This window comes from Cyclobacterium roseum, from assembly GCF_010119225.1.
GTDB lineage: Bacteria > Bacteroidota > Bacteroidia > Cytophagales > Cyclobacteriaceae > Cyclobacterium > Cyclobacterium roseum.
Genome location: NZ_WNKF01000015.1, coordinates 60,701 through 80,672, shown reverse-complemented (window position 1 = coordinate 80,672; position 19,972 = coordinate 60,701). Strand labels below are relative to the sequence as shown.

21 protein-coding genes are annotated in these 19,972 nt (G+C 44.3%); 15 read left to right on the top strand and 6 right to left on the bottom strand.

Annotated elements, in window-relative coordinates:
* Positions 1 to 315 precede the first annotated feature (315 nt).
* The 3 genes from GJQ68_RS18090 (at position 316) to GJQ68_RS18080 (ending at position 2,904) form a co-directional block, all read left to right on the top strand.
* Positions 316 to 897 carry a DUF4136 domain-containing protein gene (locus tag GJQ68_RS18090; protein WP_162340359.1) on the top strand — a complete coding sequence of 194 codons (582 nt, stop codon included), beginning with the start codon at positions 316 to 318 and terminating at the stop codon, positions 895 to 897.
* Positions 898 to 1,064: 167 nt separating this feature from the next.
* On the top strand, positions 1,065 to 2,390 hold the full coding sequence (locus GJQ68_RS18085) for a DEAD/DEAH box helicase (protein ID WP_162418690.1): 1,326 nt from the start codon (positions 1,065 to 1,067) through the stop codon (positions 2,388 to 2,390).
* Between the two features lie 301 nt (positions 2,391 to 2,691).
* Positions 2,692 to 2,904, top strand: a complete 213-nt coding sequence (locus GJQ68_RS18080; RefSeq protein WP_162418689.1) for a hypothetical protein — start codon at positions 2,692 to 2,694, stop codon at positions 2,902 to 2,904.
* A gap of 174 nt (positions 2,905 to 3,078) precedes the next feature.
* On the opposite strand, the gene GJQ68_RS18075 is transcribed toward GJQ68_RS18080, so the two are convergent.
* Both GJQ68_RS18075 and GJQ68_RS18070 read right to left on the bottom strand, forming a co-directional pair.
* Positions 3,079 to 3,624 (bottom strand): REP-associated tyrosine transposase, encoded by a 546-nt coding sequence (locus GJQ68_RS18075; protein WP_162340356.1) that lies wholly within the window; start codon positions 3,622 to 3,624, stop codon positions 3,079 to 3,081.
* 167 nt (positions 3,625 to 3,791) lie between these two features.
* A complete protein-coding gene (locus GJQ68_RS18070; protein WP_162418688.1) occupies positions 3,792 to 4,664 on the bottom strand; it encodes an ATP-binding protein in 873 nt (290 codons plus the stop codon).
* Between the two features lie 115 nt (positions 4,665 to 4,779).
* Between GJQ68_RS18070 and GJQ68_RS18065 the strand changes: the two genes are divergently transcribed.
* The 3 genes from GJQ68_RS18065 (at position 4,780) to GJQ68_RS18055 (ending at position 7,364) form a co-directional block, all read left to right on the top strand.
* Positions 4,780 to 5,136, top strand: coding sequence for a BlaI/MecI/CopY family transcriptional regulator (locus tag GJQ68_RS18065; protein ID WP_162340353.1), 357 nt, complete (start codon positions 4,780 to 4,782; stop codon positions 5,134 to 5,136).
* A 3-nt stretch (positions 5,137 to 5,139) separates the two neighbouring features.
* Positions 5,140 to 6,390 (top strand): M56 family metallopeptidase, encoded by a 1,251-nt coding sequence (locus GJQ68_RS18060; protein WP_162418687.1) that lies wholly within the window; start codon positions 5,140 to 5,142, stop codon positions 6,388 to 6,390.
* A gap of 161 nt (positions 6,391 to 6,551) precedes the next feature.
* Complete coding sequence (locus tag GJQ68_RS18055; protein ID WP_162418686.1) at positions 6,552 to 7,364, top strand: TlpA family protein disulfide reductase; 813 nt, start codon at positions 6,552 to 6,554, stop codon at positions 7,362 to 7,364.
* Positions 7,365 to 7,480: 116 nt separating this feature from the next.
* Here the strand turns inward: GJQ68_RS18055 and GJQ68_RS18050 are convergent, their stop codons facing one another.
* Together GJQ68_RS18050 and GJQ68_RS18045 are read right to left on the bottom strand one after the other, a co-directional pair.
* On the bottom strand, positions 7,481 to 7,858 hold the full coding sequence (locus GJQ68_RS18050; RefSeq protein WP_202927968.1) for a hypothetical protein: 378 nt from the start codon (positions 7,856 to 7,858) through the stop codon (positions 7,481 to 7,483).
* A gap of 30 nt (positions 7,859 to 7,888) precedes the next feature.
* Positions 7,889 to 8,749 carry a phytanoyl-CoA dioxygenase family protein gene (locus GJQ68_RS18045; RefSeq protein WP_162418685.1) on the bottom strand — a complete coding sequence of 287 codons (861 nt, stop codon included), beginning with the start codon at positions 8,747 to 8,749 and terminating at the stop codon, positions 7,889 to 7,891.
* A gap of 153 nt (positions 8,750 to 8,902) precedes the next feature.
* Here GJQ68_RS18045 and GJQ68_RS18040 point away from each other — a divergent pair, with 153 nt between their 5' ends.
* Together GJQ68_RS18040 and GJQ68_RS18035 are read left to right on the top strand one after the other, a co-directional pair.
* Complete coding sequence (locus tag GJQ68_RS18040) at positions 8,903 to 10,906, top strand: alpha/beta hydrolase (protein WP_162418684.1); 2,004 nt, start codon at positions 8,903 to 8,905, stop codon at positions 10,904 to 10,906.
* Positions 10,907 to 10,978: 72 nt separating this feature from the next.
* Positions 10,979 to 11,236 (top strand): hypothetical protein, encoded by a 258-nt coding sequence (locus tag GJQ68_RS18035; protein ID WP_162418683.1) that lies wholly within the window; start codon positions 10,979 to 10,981, stop codon positions 11,234 to 11,236.
* 23 nt (positions 11,237 to 11,259) lie between these two features.
* On the opposite strand, the gene GJQ68_RS18030 is transcribed toward GJQ68_RS18035, so the two are convergent.
* Complete coding sequence (locus tag GJQ68_RS18030) at positions 11,260 to 11,766, bottom strand: acyl-CoA thioesterase (RefSeq protein ID WP_162418721.1); 507 nt, start codon at positions 11,764 to 11,766, stop codon at positions 11,260 to 11,262.
* A 96-nt stretch (positions 11,767 to 11,862) separates the two neighbouring features.
* Between GJQ68_RS18030 and GJQ68_RS18025 the strand changes: the two genes are divergently transcribed.
* The 7 genes from GJQ68_RS18025 to GJQ68_RS17995 all read left to right on the top strand — a co-directional run bounded on the left by GJQ68_RS18025 (position 11,863) and on the right by GJQ68_RS17995 (position 19,623).
* Positions 11,863 to 12,663: a universal stress protein gene (locus GJQ68_RS18025; protein ID WP_162418682.1), complete on the top strand. Its 801-nt coding sequence runs from the start codon at positions 11,863 to 11,865 to the stop codon at positions 12,661 to 12,663.
* Between the two features lie 4 nt (positions 12,664 to 12,667).
* Positions 12,668 to 13,645: an NAD(P)H-quinone oxidoreductase gene (locus tag GJQ68_RS18020; RefSeq protein ID WP_162418681.1), complete on the top strand. Its 978-nt coding sequence runs from the start codon at positions 12,668 to 12,670 to the stop codon at positions 13,643 to 13,645.
* 48 nt (positions 13,646 to 13,693) lie between these two features.
* Positions 13,694 to 15,079: an amidohydrolase family protein gene (locus tag GJQ68_RS18015; RefSeq protein ID WP_162418680.1), complete on the top strand. Its 1,386-nt coding sequence runs from the start codon at positions 13,694 to 13,696 to the stop codon at positions 15,077 to 15,079.
* Positions 15,080 to 15,273: 194 nt separating this feature from the next.
* Complete coding sequence (locus GJQ68_RS18010) at positions 15,274 to 16,035, top strand: creatininase family protein (RefSeq protein WP_162418679.1); 762 nt, start codon at positions 15,274 to 15,276, stop codon at positions 16,033 to 16,035.
* Complete coding sequence (locus GJQ68_RS18005) at positions 16,036 to 17,730, top strand: M1 family metallopeptidase (protein ID WP_235941730.1); 1,695 nt, start codon at positions 16,036 to 16,038, stop codon at positions 17,728 to 17,730.
* A gap of 68 nt (positions 17,731 to 17,798) precedes the next feature.
* Positions 17,799 to 18,599 carry a pyrroline-5-carboxylate reductase gene (gene proC, locus GJQ68_RS18000; protein WP_162340341.1) on the top strand — a complete coding sequence of 267 codons (801 nt, stop codon included), beginning with the start codon at positions 17,799 to 17,801 and terminating at the stop codon, positions 18,597 to 18,599.
* 4 nt (positions 18,600 to 18,603) lie between these two features.
* Entirely contained in the window at positions 18,604 to 19,623 is a 1,020-nt protein-coding gene (locus tag GJQ68_RS17995; protein WP_162340340.1) for an alpha/beta hydrolase, read from the top strand.
* A gap of 68 nt (positions 19,624 to 19,691) precedes the next feature.
* Here GJQ68_RS17995 and GJQ68_RS17990 read toward each other — a convergent pair whose 3' ends face one another.
* The gene (locus tag GJQ68_RS17990; protein WP_162340339.1) at positions 19,692 to 19,856 is read right to left on the bottom strand and encodes a DUF1328 domain-containing protein; all 165 of its coding nucleotides are present in this window, start codon (positions 19,854 to 19,856) and stop codon (positions 19,692 to 19,694) included.
* Between the last annotated feature and the right edge of the window lie 116 nt (positions 19,857 to 19,972).

The window sequence follows — 19,972 nt, the reverse complement described above, 5'->3', positions numbered from 1 at the left end:
AGAATTATTCCACGGGCAATCATTTTTGATTGCCTTTTTTTATACGTTGAAACGCAATTGCCCCCTACATTTCTTAACTAAAGCTATCTCTCTTAGCCTCAGTAAGATAAGTTTTTTCATTTCCATAGGAAATTTTTGGAATTCCTTTTGAAAATCGCTAACATTAAAATGAATTTTACCCTTGGCCCGGCAAACAAAATTTCTATTATGAGGTTTAATCAGTATTGACAAAATTGTATTCTGAAATGAATGACGTTTTTGTTCTCACTGTTTTTACTTCAAGCCATATCACCAACACGTTCAAAACAAAATTGTATGAAAAATTTTAACTACTTCATCTTTGTTTTGCTGATCCTTAATTCAGCTTGCTTGTCTCAAAAAGATTTTATTGCCGAATACGATTATAACTACAAAGGAGCTTTTAAAAAATACAAAACCTTTGGCTTTGTGGAAGAGGAAGGAAAAAACGAAGCCGATTTTACCGGCATTATTGAAAAATCCATTAGTTCCCGCCTGGGTTCACAGGGCTTCCGGCAAAAAGAGAATAATCCTGATTTGCTGATCATTCATAAGCTATACATGAGTGAAGTCCGATACAGGGGCTACAATCAGCCCAATTTTGATTACTGGTTAAAAAAACAAGGCATCGAATTGGTAGAAGAATCCGTCCTGGACAGTCTTGAGCGCCAAAAACGAGGAGAAAATTACAATGCCGTAAAATACACCCAGAATGACGGCATGTTGGTAGTTTTGGTCATCGATCACAAAAAAGGCAATACGATCTGGCAGGGATACACTTCGGCGTATTTTGATTATGCCTCCCCAAACATCCACATTGACCTTACCCGGGCTACCTATAAAGTGATGGACCAATTCAAGATTCTTACTAGAAATTAATAAAATTATCGAAACGCCGATATCAGGCATCCCTTCATCACTGATGGGATGCTTTTTTGTTTTTCAATATGTAAAGCGTCAACCGGGCGCAGGTTCATTAATATTGGTTACTTATTGAATCTTGCTCTGGATGCGGTTTCCGAAAACGCAATCCGTACCTTTGCCAAATGACAGCAGCAAACCATTCCGACTTTCAGCCCCTTCTTGAAAATCTACCATTCGACGCATTTAACGAAATGCAACTGGCATTTTTCCAAAAGGCAGCATCTTGCAAAGAAGTGATCCTACTGGCCCCAACGGGCTCCGGCAAAACGCTGGCTTACCTCATCCCCCTCGTTCAACAACTGCAGGAAGAAGGCCCCACCAAAAGGGCATTGATCGTAGTTCCCTCACGGGAACTTGCCGTGCAGATTGACCAAGTATTCAAATCACTAAAAACGGGTATTTCCTCCTGCACCTGTTACGGTGGTCACGAGATGAAGGTGGAAACCAATCGGCTGAAAGACAATCCCGGTCTGGTGCTGGGAACCCCCGGAAGGCTCTCCGACCATGTCCTCAGCGGAAACATCGAGCCCGATGATTTTTCCCTTATTATCCTGGACGAATTTGACAAGTCCCTTCAACTGGGCTTTCACGAACAATTGAACATGCTGTTCGAAAAAATAAAAGGGGAACCTCGGTTTTATTTAACCTCCGCCACGCTGCTGCATCCCTTGCCCGAAATGCTTCCAGCCAGAGAATGGGAGACATTGGATTTCCTGAAAGGCGCTTCCTCCAATAGTCTGGAGCTAAAACTAGTGAGAACCTCCAGCGTAGAAAAAGCGGATACACTGCTCCGGTTGCTAGCGGACCTGGCCGGGGAAAGCACGTTGGTTTTCTGCAATCACCGGGAGGCCGTGAACCGGATCAGCCAGATGCTTACCGAAAACAACTTCGCTCATGCCCTGCTGCACGGTGGCATGGAACAGATAGATCGGGAGAAAAACCTGATACGTTTTCGGAATGGCAGCCAGAACCTACTAATTGCAACCGATTTGGCTTCAAGGGGTCTGGATATTCCCGAAATAAGGCAAGTGGTGCACTACCAACTTCCTACCTCGGAACAGGCTTATGTTCACCGCAATGGTAGAACGGCACGCATGCATGCTTCGGGAACCGGCTACCTGGTATTAGCCCATGACGAACAGCTTCCGGAATATTTGACCAAAGAATTACCGGAATACCAGGTCCCTGCGGACTTCACCATTCCCGAACCGTCTTCGATGGAATGTCTGTATATCAGCGGGGGGAAAAAAGACAAAATCAGTAAAGGGGATGTGCTGGGCTTCTTGACCAAAACAGGTGGACTGAAGGGCAATGAAATTGGCTTGATCAGTATTCTGGAAACGGCAACTTATGTCGCGATTCCCCGTCAAAAGGTTTCGGACCTGCTTAAAAATACATCTGGCCAGAAATTAAAAAAAGTGAAGGTAAAACTGGAAATCGCTAATTAAGTTCGATATAGTTCAATGGCATGGTTTTCATGTGTACTTTTTCAAATCTCGGCCAGACACTGTTCAGCATATTGAGTATTTGTTTACCAAGAGATTGTTTAGTGAGCCATTGCAACTTTTTTAACTGGCCAAAGGTTCCTATATTGGCGTATTAAACGCTTTAATGAATGCAAATGGAAATAAATTAAATAGGAAGGGTATTACAAAAATGACCTAATCCATAAAAAAATGTCATGTAAACACGGTGGCCTTTACGAACCGCTTTTACCAAAAAATAAAATCAAAATAATCCTTTCTGATTATGAAAAAGATAACGATTATGATACCCGAGCACAAGTATTCCTTCTTTCTGGAACTGGTGAAAAACCTGGGACTGGAAAAGATAAAGGAAGAACCAATAGAAGCAAGCCAGGAAGCTTTAGACGGGCTTGAGCAGGGTTTTAGGGAGGTGAAGTTGATCCAGGAAGGCAAAATGAAGGGTACACCGCTTCAAGAGTTCCTCGATGAACTTTGAGATTGAACTTACTGATCATTTCAAAAAAGAGGCTAAGAAGCTCACCAAAAAATACCGGTCCCTAAAAACTGAACTGAAAGCCCTGGGCAATGAGCTTGCCAAAAACCCCATCTGGGTGTAGTTTGCAACTACACCCTTCTATCCTTTTCAGTTTGCAATTGGAAATGGACATCATTACCAATAATCCACGGCTATCAAACCGTCTAATCCCGCATAATTTCTCGCGCTTGAACACATGTAGTCTTCAGGTTTTTCCACGATTCCCGACCTTACCGGATTCTCATGAATATAATTCATTCTACTTTCGATCATCTCGGTTCGATAAAGTTCAATGGCATGGTTTTCATGTGTCCAAAATTGCATTTCTCCAGATCTGTTATTAAACTTAGCATGATAAGCAAAAATCATCTTCAACCATTCCTTTCTGCTTTCCTGAGGATTTTCCAATATCATTTTGAGCAATTTTTTGCTTGTAAACTTTTTGAAATCCCGAACCCAGTCTGATAATTTTCCATCCTTTTGTTGAGCAATCAAGTGAAGGTGATTGGTCATGATGACATAACCAAACAAAAAAAGCCCCTTCTCATTTCTACAATAAGTCAGATTTTCCAAGATAAAATCCCTATACATTTTTCTTGAAAACACATCTGCCCATCCAACCACTTGGAAGGTGAAGAAATAGGGCATTTCCTGATCTCTTATCCGGTAAGCTTCGCCCATAATTGAAAATAATTGTTGTAAACTGGAATTACAAATTCCAAGGATAAAAAGGTGTAGTTACAAACTACACCTAGGTGGGGAAGATAGGAATAATAGGATGTAGCGGATTCTACACCCAGTTGAGGGATTCGAGGTCTTTCAACTAGATCTCCGAACTTCTTCGGTAATCAATAAGTCTTGGGTAAAACCTTCCAATATCCCCTGGTCCCTCCTATTCTCTCCAACACCCCTTTTTCTTTAAGGGTATTTACCTGCTCTTTGGCTGTGTAGTAGTTTATCTCCAACTTTTCAGAAATTGTCTTTACTGAGACCGTTGGATCTTTTACTATCAATTGAACGATCTCTTTTTGCTTCTCCGGCAAACCGATTGTGACGGGTTCATCCTCGGATTGGGGGGGTGTTTGGGGGGGTATTTGGGGGGGTATTTGGGGGGGTATTTCCTCCTTTTCAACTTCTTCAAGGAACCAAGGGTGAACAAGAACATTTACCTGAAAGAAACTCCTTTCCTGATCTGTAATAAAATCGGGCAGGGGAGAACCATTGGCTTTCATCGCTTTTCGAATGGTAGGGATACCTGTTGCCTTGCCTTCCGTTAAATCCAATTCTTTGAGAAAATCCCCCAAGCGCCGATTCCGATACCTGCGAGGAAAAACGGCACCCTTTCGAAATTCGCTTATCTTTATACTACGATCCGGTCCTCCATAGTTGATCACCATCACCTTGTCGGGATAAATCCGTATTTCTACTGGTTCCCGGGTTTGATAATCTCGATGGTAAAGTGCATTGGCAATTATTTCCTCAAAAGCCTCGAAAGGGTAGTTCCAAACACGTACGGATGCTGACTGCCCCTTTATTTTTCGAGTCATTTGTTTCAGCACATTGATCTTAAGGTATTCCATGGTACGATTAATCATGTAATCTACCGGACCCGTAATGTGTGGAGCCTCAAAAAACTCCGGATCGGATTCTCCCTTTGGAAAATGCACGATCTCTACCCTGGAATAGGGAAAGTATTTTTCCGGATTTTCCGTAAACATCATCAAGGCTAAATTTTAGCTAAACAAAAAGTTAATTAATTAAAAAATTAAAATAAATGATAAATCAGTTGTTTACCTGATTTATCCGTTGTATATTTAAATAATTAATTAATACAGTATGGTCCAACTTACAAAAAAGGAAGAGGAGGTAATGAAAATCCTCTGGAAACTCAGAAAAGCTTTCGTTAAAGATATTGTGGCAAAATACCCAGATCCTAAACCACACAACAATACCATTTCATCACTGGTAAGGATATTACAGGATAAAGGAATCGTGGGATTTAAACAATATGGAAACACCTATGAATATTTTCCACTGCTCAGAAGGGAGGAATACCGTAAAGGTTTTATGAAAAAGATAATTAGCGATTACTTCGACAACTCATTTTCCAATGCGGTAGCATCTTTTATAGATGATGAAGAACTTGATCGGGAAGAAATTGAAGAAATAATGAAACTTATAAAATCCAAATAAACCATGGAAGATGTTCTTTATTATCTATTGAAGGTTGCTATTGGAACTGCTGTTTTCTATATTGCTTATCATTTTCTGTTCCAGAAAAGCAAGCATTTCGTATTTAACCGCTTTTATCTTGTAGGATCTTTTATTGCCTCTTTTATTATACCCCATATAACTTTTAAAGCAAGCTCCTACCTCAGGCCGACAAGCAATTATTTTTCCTATGGCGTCAATGGTGCCGATGTTTTAGAACCTGTAACCTATGCAACAGAAGCAGAAAAATCTATAGGATTTCAGGAAGTTTTGCTGACCATTTACCTGGTAGGAGTAATATATTTTTTTATAAAGCTAGTCTATGGGTATAGAGTAGCTGCCCGTATCCAAAAAAGATGCAGGGAGAAAGTTGTTAATGGAATAAATGTTTATGTTTCCGAAGATAATGTCCGGGCTTTCACTTTTCTTAACAAGATTATTATAGGGAAAAACATTCTTAACAATCCTTCCATAGCGGTGGTTTTAAACCATGAATCAGTCCACTCAAGAGAAAAACATTTTTATGATATTTTAATTGCTGAACTGCTTTTAATTCTCCAATGGTTTAACCCCTTTGGATGGCTTCATAGTCAGGCTATTAGAAATAACCTCGAATTCCGGGCTGATGATATGGTTATCAAGGAATCTGATATCCAAATATACCTGTCAACCATGCTGTCAATGGTGCAGAATAGGGTTAAGCTCCCATTATTTACAGAACTTAATTCAAGTAACCTTAAAAAACGAATAATTATGATGAAATCAAAAAATCAAAACAGATTTGCCGGTTTGGCAAGATTGCTACTGGTACCGGTGTTTGCAGTTCTTTTGGTATCCCTTTCGGAAAAAGAAACAGTTGCTGTTGTTGATGATCCCAATAAAAATGATAAAGTCCATCAGACGCCGAATTTGAAAAAAGATAAATCTGTTACTGTCGCCACTCTATCACCGGATCCTGTGAATAGGCACTATATTGATATTTTCTTTAAAAAACACGGCCGGGTCCTTCTGAGAGGGAAAGAAGTGCCTTTGGAAGACATTTCCGGCAAAATAGTTTTGGAGGTAGAAAAACTGGATCCGGACAAATACTCCCTGACTGGATTGATAAAAACCTACACTGAAATCCCTTTAAAACAGATCCTAGATGTTAAAGAAATTTTCAACAATCATGGGATCGAGGACTTAATCATTGATACGGTTTCTTATAAAAAACCGACCGAGGTAATTGTCTTTTAACTACCGGTTTATAGTGGACTGAGAACTGATCGGAATAATATCAGCCCCAAATGTAATTGCCATCGGAAGAGTCTGGGCAAAAGATTTATTACAAATAGGAATGAACTCTCTACTTTTGGCTAATATGGAAGAAAGCCAATAACGGTATAAATAATTACGCAATGAGAATTTTTATAACAATTTTATTATTTGGTTTTTCCTTGGAGAATCATTCGCAGACACTGATTATGGGAAACTTCCGGAATTACAATTCAGGGGAAATAAGTTTAACCGCCTTAGACAACAGCTTCGGGGATATAAGCAATATAATTTTGAGAACAAATTCCTCGGGAGATTTTCTCATTAACATCGGTTTTATGGCTCCTTCTTATGTTAGGATGAACATTGGCACCCACCAAGTGGAAACTTTAATGTTTCCCATGGATACGGTAAATATACAGGCTGATGTGAAAGATTTTGATAATACAGTCTCCATAAACGGGCAACGGCTTAATGAAATTGATAGCACATCAATAAGCATCATGAACAATGCCGCCTACGGTTCCTTGGAAAGCATGGTAAAATCAATAAAGGAGCGGGTAATATTTGTTGATTTCTGGGCTACATGGTGTGGTCCGTGTTTGATCGATCATAAAATCATGAAATCCTTATTAAAAGACTCCAAAAAGGATATGAGCATTTTGTATGTTTCTTTCGACAAGCCTGAGAAAAAAGAGGTATGGCAATCCTACATTTATAAAAAAAACTTATCCGGTGTACATCTTTTAGCTAATAAAATACTACAGGAAGAATTGATAGATGGGGTAGGAATTAACAGTTTGCCGAAATATGGCATCATTGAAAACGGCAAGCTGAGCATAATAAAAATAGATAACAGCAATAACCAATCAGGTGTATATTATAGCAGCAGATCAAGGGTCTTGGATGTTGTAAAAATCTATGAGGAAAGTATCGCAAAAAATATGAAAGATTAAGGGTGAATTTTATCGAAAAGCTAATTTGGTAATTTCGCTGAAATTACCCCATCTGGGTGTAGGTTTGCAACTACACCCTTCTATCCTTTTCAATTTGCAATTGGAAATGGACGTCATTACCAATAATCCACCGCTATCAAACCATCTAATCCCGCATAATTTCTCGCGCTTGAACACATATAGTCTTCCGGTTTTTCCACGATTCCCGCCCTTACCGGATTCTCATGAATATAATTCATTCTACTTTCGATCATCTCGGTTCGATAAAGTTCAATGGCATGGTTTTCATGTGTCCAAAATTGCATTTCTCCAGATCTGTTATTAAACTTAGCATGATAAGCAAAAATCATCTTCAACCATTCCTTTCTGCTTTCCTGAGGATTTTCCAGAATCATATTGACTAATTTCTTGCTTGTAACCTTTTTGTAATACCGAACCCAGTCTGATAATTTTCCATCCTTTTGTTGAGCAATCAAGAGAAGGTGATTGGTCATGATGACATAACCAAACAAAAAAAGCTAACTTCAGCTATCTTTCTGAACCTCCACATCCGATTCCCATCCAGTGTTTTTTAGGGCCGGGTCATTTTCTTTTTTTAGAAAATCCGCCTCCGAAAGGGAAGCTGCTTCCCATTCCAAAATGGCCTCGTCTGGTACCTGTTCAATCGGTTCCTTCCAGGCAGTGGAGGTTTCATTGTATGCGATATTTGATAGGGAATTAAAACAAGAGATAATGCTCCACCTCGGTTTGTCGGATAAGTTGGCGGCCGATCGGTGTAGCAGGTTGCTATGAAAAAACAAGGCATCGCCGGGCTGTAGCTCACAATATACCAATTCCATGGTCTTCAAGGCATTGTCCACCATTACCTGATCGGCACCTACCTGTTCACCTGCAAATCCATGATTGACCCTTCCCAATTTGTGGGAACCTTTAATTACCTGCAAACAACCATTTTCCTTGTTGGCCGGCGTAAGGGCAACCATCACGCTGAGCAACTGATCCGGAAACATAAACTGATTTTTGTACCAGTAGCCGTAGTCCTGATGCCACTCCCAGGCTCCACCCACCTTGGGTTCTTTCTGCATCAATTTGGAATGAAAATGGCATACCGGGGCATCACTGTCCAATAGCTGCCCTACGCAATTCACCATCTTTTCACTGCGGGTCAGGTAGCCAAAAACATCCTTTCCTGGCTTAAACCAGAGGGATAAACGGGTCTTTTTTCCCGACTGATCGTTGAGGTCCATGGCATTTTTCCGCATGGCCTCGTCGTCCAGAGCTACCCGGTACAATCGATCCGTCTCTTCCCGGGAGCAAAATCCAGGTACCACCAGGTATCCATCGCGGGCATAATCTTCGGTTTGTTGCTTGGTAAATGGCTTCATAGAGTTAATCTAAACAGAATTACTGAAAAATAAAAGGAAAGGCAATTTTGGTGGTATTTTAGTGTTTTTTAACTAGCTTATGCGGTCGTTTCCCCGCTGGGCCGGCTTTGCCATTGTTCCTGTGTGCGACGAATTACGATAACTGAAATGCCCATGATAAGCCCTACAAAGCTACGTTCATTCTATTTGGCAGTACTCCTAAGCTGCCCCCTGTTTTCTTCCCTGGCTCAGGACGCTCCGGTCCAAAATTCGATCCTGTCCTATTTGCAACAGGAAGCTGCTGCCCTGAGCGCTGATTTTCCTCCACCAACCCTTTCCCCTTCCGACTGGGAAACCCAAAGACCGGAGCGGTACCGGCAGTTTATCGAAATGATGGGCTTTTCCATGGAAGGGCCGCGTACCGCACCCACCGTCCGCCATACGGGGACCGTTCAGGAAGATGGATTTAGGATTGAAAAATTCTATTTTGAGTCCTTGCCGGGATTGTTTGTACCGGCCAATTTGTATTTACCAGACGATACCAGCTCCCCACGGCCGCTGGTCTTGTACCTTTGCGGCCATGCACCTGGGCAAAAAGCACATTACCAGGCCCACCCACGTAGACTTGCCCAACTGGGCTTTGCCTCTTTGATTTTCGACACCTTGCAATTCGGCGAGGTGGATGGCCATCATTGGGGGCCGTATAACAAAGGCTGGTTTCACTGGTATTCCCGCGGATACAATCCCGCCGCTGTGGAGCTATGGAATGCCATCCGGGCCCTGGACTACCTGGCCGAACGAAAGGAAGTGGATATGAATAATGTAGGGGTCACCGGTATTTCCGGCGGCGGCTCCCAAAGCTGGTACCTGGCCGCAGCAGATCCCCGGATCAAAGCAACTGCCCCTGTATGTGGGGCTGGCACCATGGATTCCCAGATAGGCGATCGAAGGATTGACGGACACTGCGATTGCATGATGCCGAACAACACGTTTCAAATGGACTTCACCGACATTGGAGCCCTGATTGCTCCCAGGCCGCTATTGATTGCCCAGTCGGACCGGGACGAACTTTATGGCGTCGAATCCACTCGGGAATTCTACCAGATGTTATCCTCCTTTTACAAAAACCTGGAAGCGGAAGATCAGGTTTCCCTGGTAATAACACCCGGAGGGCATTCTTACCACGAAAAATCACGCAAAGCCATTTTTTCATTCTTCGTAAAACACCTGATGGGGAAAAACGTCCCGCCAGAGCAAATCGCAGACATTGAAACAGATCCCGCTGCCTTGCTTCCGGCCGAAAGCCTGGCGGTGTACGGTGATTCTGCACCTGAGGGAGATCTAACTCCTGTCATTCAGGATCACTTTCTAAAGATCCCTTCCCCACCGGAAATTGACAGTGAAAAGGAGTTAAACGAGCAGCGCAAAAAGGTTAAAGAATACTTATTAACCCGCACCTTTGGTGCATTTCCGAAAGCGACGGCAGCCTTTGAAGGTAAAGAAATATACCGAACGGCTGACCTGGCTCCTTTTGGTAATAAGACGTTTGCTTTTACCAGCGAAAACGGATGGCGCTTAAAGCTGAACGTATTTTACCGGCAGAATCCGGACGAAAACCATCCCCTGGTAATCATCTTAAGAAGCCCCGGGGAACAACGGTGGGATTCGGAGAGCTTTGCCCAAAAAATCGCCCGCGGACAAAACGTTGCCTATCTGGAAGTACGGGGAACCGGGGAAGCTGGCTGGGCGCCAGAATTAAACTGGCACGTGCGGAGGGCAGCGGCCTGGACGGGAAGAACTTTGCCTTCCATGCAGGTATACGATGCCTTGCGGGCCCTGGACTATGCCCGAACCTTGCCAGGGGTAGATCCGGAAAAAATCAGCATCGCCGCCAGAGACCACATGGGGCTGGTTGCCATGTATGCGGCTTTTTTGGACGAGGAATGCGAAAAGCTGATCTTGTCCCATCCACCGGAGACTCATGACCAACCCAGCCCAGTCAACGGCAGGGATACTGCCCTGGAGCTGCTAAACGTACTAAAAATAACAGACATGTACCAAATTCCCGCCCTGATCGCCCCTACCCAAACCAGCTTTTTGGGAGCGGTACCCGAGGCATACCTTTGGTCTGAACGTAGTCTGAAAAGGGCTGGAAAAAACGGTTTTATACGAGAGTAAGTTTATCAGGATCAAATGGTTATCCTAATAAAATTCTTTTGAATTAAAGAAAAAGCAATTATTTTTAAAAGCTTGATCTATTGGCCGGAATTTCTTTTGCCCGTTTTTTCGGAAGAGGCCTTACCTGGCCAGCCGGTAGCCGTCAGAATCAAACCTCAGGAAAATGCGGACGAGGTTCGTACCGAGTTTGTATTTCTGCAAGCAGCAGCAGTAAAGGGCCAATGGCTGAACGTTACGCTTTTAGACCAGGATTTCAACCCTTTGGGAAATGGATGGATTCGCTGGGAAAAAGAAAACCAGATCCAGGTTACCTACAGCTTATTTAGCTAGTTTATCCAATGGGTTTGGTGCGTCTATAATTTCGATTTAATTTCTTTGATTCTGTCTTTGACAGTCATCTTCTGAATGTCCATTGATTCTGATACGGCCATGAGGAATTCATTAACGGCTCCGGTGTGTTCGGTAGACTTTCCTTCTTTGACATCTACATAGCGCATGGTTGTCCAAAGTAAGGTTTTCAACTCCTCCTTGTTATCATCGGTCATGTAGTATTCGATGAGTACGGTTTGGTGATCATGCCAGATGATCCGGCTCATGATGCGAACCCATTCCCCCACCCGGGCAGGTCGGACATAGGAAATGTTATGATTGTACACCACCCAGGCAGCTTTGTATTTGCGGATAAAATCAATCATTTCCACGCCGTACAATTTGGGAACCTGATCCTCTCGTGCATTGAAGAAATAATCGAAATACTTGGCATTGTTCAAGTGCTGCAACGGGTCACAATCCTGAAAGCGAACGACCACCCGGCTCTCCGTTTCTTTTGGATAATGTTTTTCTTTATCAAATTCAAACATCGCTTGATTAGGAATGAATAACAAAGATATATGATTTAAATCATTGTGCCGAATAGATTAAATTTCATTATCTTAAGGATCGTAAAAAAAACCACTATGAAGATCCTTGTTCCTACCGATTTGTCCGAAAATGCGGCCAACGCCTTTTCCTTTGCCAGGTCTTATGCGCAACAGCAAGATGCCAGCATTACCTTAATGTATTCGTACTATGCCGTGTATGATTTTGCCGCACAGGCAGCAGAGATCATTCAGGCCATTGAATCCGATGCCAAGGCAGCATTAAAAAAAGTGATCAGCGAGACCGATGGTTCGGTAGAGGTGGATTATAAAATCATCCAGGGCACGGTTTCGACGGCCATATTTGCCACGGTAGCGAATGGGGATTATGACCTGATCATCATGGGAACCCAAGGAGCCAGCGGGATCAAAAAAAACCTGATTGGATCCAACACCGCTACTGTGGTCAAAGAAAGCGAGGTACCCGTCATCGCCGTGCCTTTTAATGCCAATTTCGAATCGGTCAAAAATATAAGGGTGGCCCTGGAATTGGAAAACGAGAACGAAGCCATGTTCCGAAAACTAATCGAACTGACAGAAACCTGGAACCTACCCTATGAGGTGGTGCATGTGGAAACCGGTGCTGATTTTGACAAAGACATCAGCTTTAAAGGCATTGCTGCCCATCTGACGGAAACGTTTCCTGACTGTGACTTTACCTTTGAAAAACTGATGGGAGAGGACAGCGATCAGGGACTAAACGATTACCTGCAGGGCAAAACAGAAAGTTTGCTGGTGATGTTTTCGAAGGAAAAAAGTTTTTTCAATTCCCTGTTTTCCACAAGTCATAGCGTAGAGATGGCCTATCACACCCACATTCCACTTTTGGTTATAAAATAAATACATGAAAGCAATCGTAATCACCAAGGCCGGTCCCCCGGAAGTTTTGAAGTTGGAAGAAAGACCGCTGCCGGAGCCCAGGGAAAACGAAGTGCTTATCCGCGTTCGGGCAGCAGGAGTGAACCGACCCGATCTTGCCCAACGCCTGGGAAAATACCCTGCACCGGAAGGTGTGCCGGAGGATATTCCGGGATTGGAGGTTTCCGGCTGGGTAGAGAAGTTGGGTAAAACGGTGAAAACCTGGGAAATCGGGGACGAGGTTTGCGCGCTTATTGCCGGTGGCGGCTACGCGGAGTACGTGGTTGCCCCGGCAGACCAGTGCCTTACGATCCCGGAAGGCGTTAGCCTGGAAGAAGCGGCTTCCCTGCCGGAAACCTTTTTTACCGTTTGGAATAACGTCTTCAAGATCGGCCGGTTTCGATCGGGCGAAAACGTACTGGTACATGGCGGCAGCAGCGGCATTGGTGTAGCGGCCATTCAGGTGATCAGGGCACTTGGCGGAGAGGTGTTCACGACGGCTGGAACGGATGAAAAATGCGAAATCTGCATGGAATTGGGTGCCAGCCTCGCTATCAATTATCGCCGCGAGGACTTCGAAGAAACGCTAAAAACCAGGTTGCAAGGGGCAAAAATTAACCTGATCCTGGATATGGTGGGCGGCTCCTATTCCCTAAAAAACATTCGGCTGCTCGCTCAGAAGGGCCGGCTGATTATGATCAATGCCATGAATGGGAAAATTGGAGAAGTTGATTTGATCCGGATAATGAAAAAGGAACTGGTACTTACCGGTTCTACCCTGCGTCCTCAGTCCGTGGAATACAAAGGAATCCTTGCAACCGAATTAATGGCTCAGGTCTGGCCCCTATTCCCGGATATGATTCGACCGGTGGTTCATACCGCATTCCCCTTGAAAGATGCTTTCAAAGCCCATCAACTGATGGAAAGTTCAAAACATATAGGCAAAATCTTATTATTGGCATAAACCAATATCGATCCAATACCGAGCGTACCCCCACCTAACCACGTACCAATGAAAAACCTCTCAATCTCCCTAGTTCTGTGTCTCGTTTTCATCTCCTGTGGACAGCAGACTGAAAATTATTCCTTATCTTCCGAAGATACTGTATTTGAAAATGTTCGGGTCATTGATATAACATCCGGAAAAATAGATACCAGCCATGTCATCATTAATGGCCGGCTAATCGACCGGATCGTTCCTGCTGGCTCCCCTGTTGATTGGGGCGAAGGTAACGTCATAGCAGGGGAAGGTAACTACCTCCTGCCGGGCCTGGCGGAAATGCATGCGCATATCCCTGCCCTGGAATGGAATGACCCCTTGGTGGAAGAAACCCTGTTCCTCTACCTTTCCAATGGCATCACCACCATTCGGGGAATGCTGGGCAATCCGGTACACCTACCCTTGCGCGAGAAAGCGGAAAAGGGAGAAATCCTCTCTCCTAGAATTTTTACTTCTAGTCCCTCACTGAACGGCAACACGGTGCGCAACCCGGAAGAGGCCCGGGAGAAGGTGACCGCCTATGCTGAAGCCGGGTACGATTTTCTAAAGCTACATCCCGGTATTCGGTTACATGTATTTGACACCCTGGTAAAGACGGCCAGGGAAGTCGGAATCCCCTATGCGGGCCACGTTTCGAATCTGGTGCGTATTCGTCATGCCCTTTCGAGCGGATACCAGACGGTGGATCATGTAGATGGTTTTCTGGAAGGGTTGGTTCCGGAGGAGGAAGGAGTAAATCCCATAGAAAATGGTTTTTTTGGTTATAATTTTACAGATCTGGCTGATAAAGAACTTATTCCCGAATTGGTGGCCCTTAGCCAAGCAAATGGGGTTTGGGTGGTGCCCACGCAGGCACTTTTTGACCGCTGGTTTTCGCCCACTCCCGCAGAGGAGTTGGCCAGGCAGCCAGAAATGAAGTACATGAATCCGGAAACCATAAAAAACTGGATCGCTAGTAAAAATAACCAGACCACGGGAGATAACTATGATCCGGATCAATGGCGACGATTCAATGAAATCAGACACGCGCTTATCAAAGCACTCCACATGGAAGGGCAAGGGTTACTATTGGGATCCGATGCCCCTCAGGTATTCAATGTACCTGGATTTTCCATCCACCACGAATTGCAGGGCATGCTCGATGCGGGATTGAGCCCATTGGAGGCATTGCAGATTGGCACCGTTAATCCGGCTACGTTTTTCGAAGGAAATTTTGGCCAACTAAAGGAAGGAATGGAAGCAGACCTGATACTGGTACAAAATAACCCGCTGGAGGACCTGAGCCATCTCCGGAATCCAGCCGGGGTCATGGTCCGGGGACGCTGGCTGGACAACGAGTTCATTGAAGAAAAACTGAACTCCATTGCCGAAAAATACAATAACCCGGGACAGGAATGACCCCCGAGCTTATATCCTTTAAAGCGAAAGAATCTCCGAAACTAACCTTCATTTAAAGTGACAGTCGTTGTAGACAAATTGGTTTTTTGCTAAGGGGATAAAGGAAAGTCTTCTCAGTGGAGAGATGGAATTTCTAAAAAAATATGGTTTATTTACGTTTTGGAGTACCGGTTTAAATCATTAATAAATTTACAATGAGACCCTATATATTGGCAGAGACCAACTGGAAAGCCTTAAAAGATGAGAAAATAGAGTTGGCTGTATTGCCTTGGGCAGCCACTGAAGCCCATAATTATCACCTTCCCTATGGAACCGATATTTACGAGGCGGATGCCATCGCTGCTGCTGCCGGAGAAATAGCCTGGAAATCAGGAGCCAAAATCACCATACTCCCCACCATTCCTTTTGGAGTCAATACCGGGCAGTCGGACATTTACCTGGACATGAATCTCAATCCCAGCACCCAGTTGGCCATTATCAGGGACCTGACCAATGTCTTGCATCGGCAAGGTGTCCCTAAACTGTTGATATTAAACAGTCATGGAGGAAATGACTTTAAAACCATTTTGCGCGAAATTGGACTGGAATTTCCCGACATGTTTTTCAGCACTTGCAATTGGTTTCAATCCATGGATAAGACCATCTACTTTGAACACATGGGCGATCATGCAGACGAAATGGAAACCAGTCTGATCATGCACCTGCATCCCCATCTGGTCGGCCCGCTGGCAGAAGCAGGCGATGGTGCCGAAAAAAAATCAACCGTAACGGCACTGAGAGAAGGCTGGGCCTGGGCAGAACGAAAGTGGTCCATGGTCACCGAAGATACGGGAATCGGAAATCCCAAAGCTTCCAGTCCTGAAAAAGGGGAGCGGTTTTTTAAAGATGTATCCCAGAAAGTGGCCCAATTGATGATTGACCTTGAAAAGCTGGACCTGGCAAACCGCTACGAATAAATGAAGATTCAAATTATGGAAAAGCTTTTCCTTCTCAACCCCCGGTTCATTGTGATTTTTAGCCTGGGGTTTTCGATTATATTCTCAAACGGATTACAAGCGCAGCAATCGACCATCCCCTATAGTCGGCAGGACAGTTTACGGGGAAGCATCACGCCCGAGCGGGCATGGTGGGATCTGGTCTATTATCACCTGGACATAGAGGTGGATCCCAAAAAAAAATCCATATATGGAAAAAATACCGTCCATTACAAGGTCCTTGAACAGGAAGAAACGCTGCAGATCGACTTGCAGGAACCGATGGAAATTCACGGATTTTATCAGGAAGGAACGGAACTGAGGTACTGGCAGGAAGGAAATGCCTATTTTGTGCAACTAGCATCGCCACAGGAAGTAGGTACGGTCAAGAGGCTAGAGATTCGCTATGGGGGAAAGCCCAGAATCAGTCCCAATCCACCCTGGAGTGGCGGGCTAACCTGGGAGAAAGATCAGAAAGGAAAACCCTTTATTGCCAATTCCAATCAGGGAGACGGGGCAAGTCTCTGGTGGCCCTGCAAAGATCATATGTACGACGAGCCTGATAGCATGCTGATCAGCGTTACGGCTCCTGATCCACTGATAAACGTCTCTAACGGTAGGTTGCGCTCAAAAGAAAAACGAGCTGATGATAAAACCACCTATCATTGGTTTGTAAGTAATCCCATTAGCAATTACGGTGTAAACATCAGCATAGCGGATTATGCCCATTTTTCAGAGGAATACCTGGGTGAAAAAGGGTCCCTGTCCATGGACTATTATGTCTTAAAGGAAAACCTGGAAAAAGCCAAGGTTCAATTTAAAGATGCCCCACGCCTTATGCGGGCTTTCGAACACTGGTTTGGTCCTTACCCCTTTTATGAAGATGGTTTCAAACTGATCGAAGTGCCGTATTTGGGCATGGAGCACCAATCTGCGGTGACCTACGGAAACGGTTACCAGCAGGGTTACAAGGGAAAGGATTTTAGTGAAACCGGCTGGGGCCTTACCTTTGATTACATCATCATACATGAAGCCGGGCACGAATGGTTTGCCAATAACATTACCTATCGCGACATCGCCGATATGTGGATTCACGAGAGCTTTACCACCTACTCGGAGAGCCTCTTCCTGGATTATCACTACGGCGTGTTGGCAGGGAATGCTTACCTACAGGGAGCCCGTCAGGTAATAAGAAACGATATACCCATCATTGGTGATTACGAGGTAAATCAGAGAGGGTCGGGAGACATGTATTTTAAAGGGGCCAATATACTCCATACCCTAAGGCAGTGGATAGACCAGGACGAAAAATGGCGGGCAATTTTACGTAAAATGAACCATCAGTTTTACCACCAAACGGTATCCACAGAGGATATTGAAGGTTTTCTGGCTCAGGAGACAGGCCTCTCCTTAAGACCGTTCTTTGACCAGTATCTTCGCACTGCCAAGGTTCCCCTTTTTCAGTATTACTGGAAAGGCGAACGGCTCCATTACCGTTGGCAGGAGGTGGTAAAAGACTTTTCCATGCCCATCAAGGTCCGCCAAGGGGAGCAAATCTATTGGCTTTCACCGACAGGCACCTGGCAATCGACCGATCGCTTGCAGGCAGGAATAATGTTCGAAACAGATCCAAACTTTTATAGCTACACCCAACAAATTCAGCCCCCGTCTGAATAAGTAATAAAATTACCTTTCCGTGAATAATTGATTAATTTTACCCCCTCACGTTATAAAAAAAACCAGCAATGGAAACCAACAAAAAAATCGCCATCATAGGTTGTGGAAACCTGGGACTTTCCATCGTCAATGGATTATTGGGAAGTAAGGGTTTCGATGGTAAAAACCTAACCGTTACCAAAAGGCATCCGGAAAGCCTTTTTTACCTGCAATCTCAGGGCGTACGCGTACTGGCAGACAACAAAGAAGCTGTCCGGGAGGCCGACTTTGTCATTCTGGGGGTTAAACCCTACAATATCGTTCCTGTTCTTCAGGAGATTCAGCCATTCCTGTCTAAGGAAAAGCAGGTGATTGCCTCGTTAGCATCAGGAATCTCATTGGCTGCCATTAAAAAGGAATTAGAACCCGGTACTACCGTGTTCCGGGTGATGCCAAACATCGCGGCCGATATTAAAGAATCCATCACTTGCATTTGCGGGGAGGATTTTACGAGCGAATCCGAGGACATGGTAAAATCCATTTTCAATAGTGTGGGTATCTCCATCACCATAGAGGAACATTTGATGGAGGCTGCCACTGTATTGGGTGCCTGTGGAACGGCATTTGTGTTGCGCTTTATGCGGGCCATGACCCAGGGAGGGATTCAGATCGGGTTTGATGCCAAAACGGCTAATAAAATCGTAAATCAAACGGTAAAAGGGGCCGCGGAATTGATCATTCAAAAGGGAATTCATCCGGAAGCTGCCATTGACAAGGTGACTACTCCAAAGGGTAGCACGATCAAGGGGCTGAATGAAATGGAGCACCACGGGTTTAGCTCTGCCATGGTTAGGGGCGTAGTCGCCTCTTATGAAGACATTAAGAAATAAACAGATGAAACGAATCATTCCCTGGCTGATGGGATCTGCCATTTTGCTGGTTTTCCTATACATGTTGGGTCCCAAAGAAAGCATCCAGGACCTCAGTGGTACTTATCCGGAAGTCCCGGCAGATTTGGCAAGCCTCGAAACCTATATCCAGCAGAAAGAAGATACGGTAGCCGGATTGAAACCCCACAATCGGGCACAAATCATTTGGGCTGATAGTCTTAGAAAAGCGAAAACGCCCTATAGCATTTTGTACGTGCATGGATTTGGTGCCAGCCACATGGAAGGTGATCCGGTACATCGCAAAATTGCCGAACATTTTGGTGCTAATCTCTATTTAAGCCGGCTTCCGGAGCATGGGATTAGCCGGCCGAATGCATTTGAATATCTCAATGCCCCCGATTTGGTTCAGGGAGCCCGGGAGGCCTATATGATCAGCAAGCAATTAGGAGAGAAAGTGATTGTAATTGGCACCTCTATGGGCGGGGCTTTGTCATTGGTTTTGGCTGAAGAACGACCGGAAATCCATGCGGTTCTTTTATATTCTCCCTGTATAGGCATTTATGGTGACCGGTTGGATCCCCTTTTCCAACCCTGGATGAAAACATTGATGAAGTTGACCATGACGGAAGATGGTATTATGGAAGTACCCCGGGAAACCGAAGAAGGAAAGTACTGGTCCGATCGCCTGCATATCAATGCATACAGCAGCCTGGCTATTCTGGTAAAAAGTGAGATGAATGCCGAAACGTTTAAAGAGGTGGAGCAGCCGCTGTTTATGGGCTATTTTTACAAAAATGAGGAAATCCAGGACAAAGTGGTATCGGTGCCCGCCATGCTAGACATGTACGCGCAAATCGATACACCGGAATCGCTCAAAAGAAAAGTGGCATTTCCCGATGCGGGCGATCATGTGATTGCTTCTCGCATCAAAACCGATCATTGGGACGAAGTACTGGATGCTTCCATTGATTTTTTGGAAGAAGTAGTTCATGTTTCGGCCAAGGAAGAAATAGTGACTTACTAAGAGAGAAGTTTACCTTCCGGATTAGGAAACGCGGCCAATCGTAATTAAGGGTTGGCCGCGTTTTATCATTAAAATCCGTTTAATCCCCCTGCTATAAGACTGATCACCAACAGAATTACAAATATGTAAAAAATAATTTTAGCGATGGATGCGAGTCCGGAAGCGAGTCCGGAGAAACCTAATATTGCAGCAATCAAGGCTACTACCAGAAATACAATTACCCAAGTTAACATAGTTTATTGGTTTGGTTGATTAATAAAACAATTTATTCAAAAAACACAAAAACTAAACCAAACTTCCAAACTCTTAAAGTTTTAAATTATAAAACAGCAATAACCGGCCTTTAAAC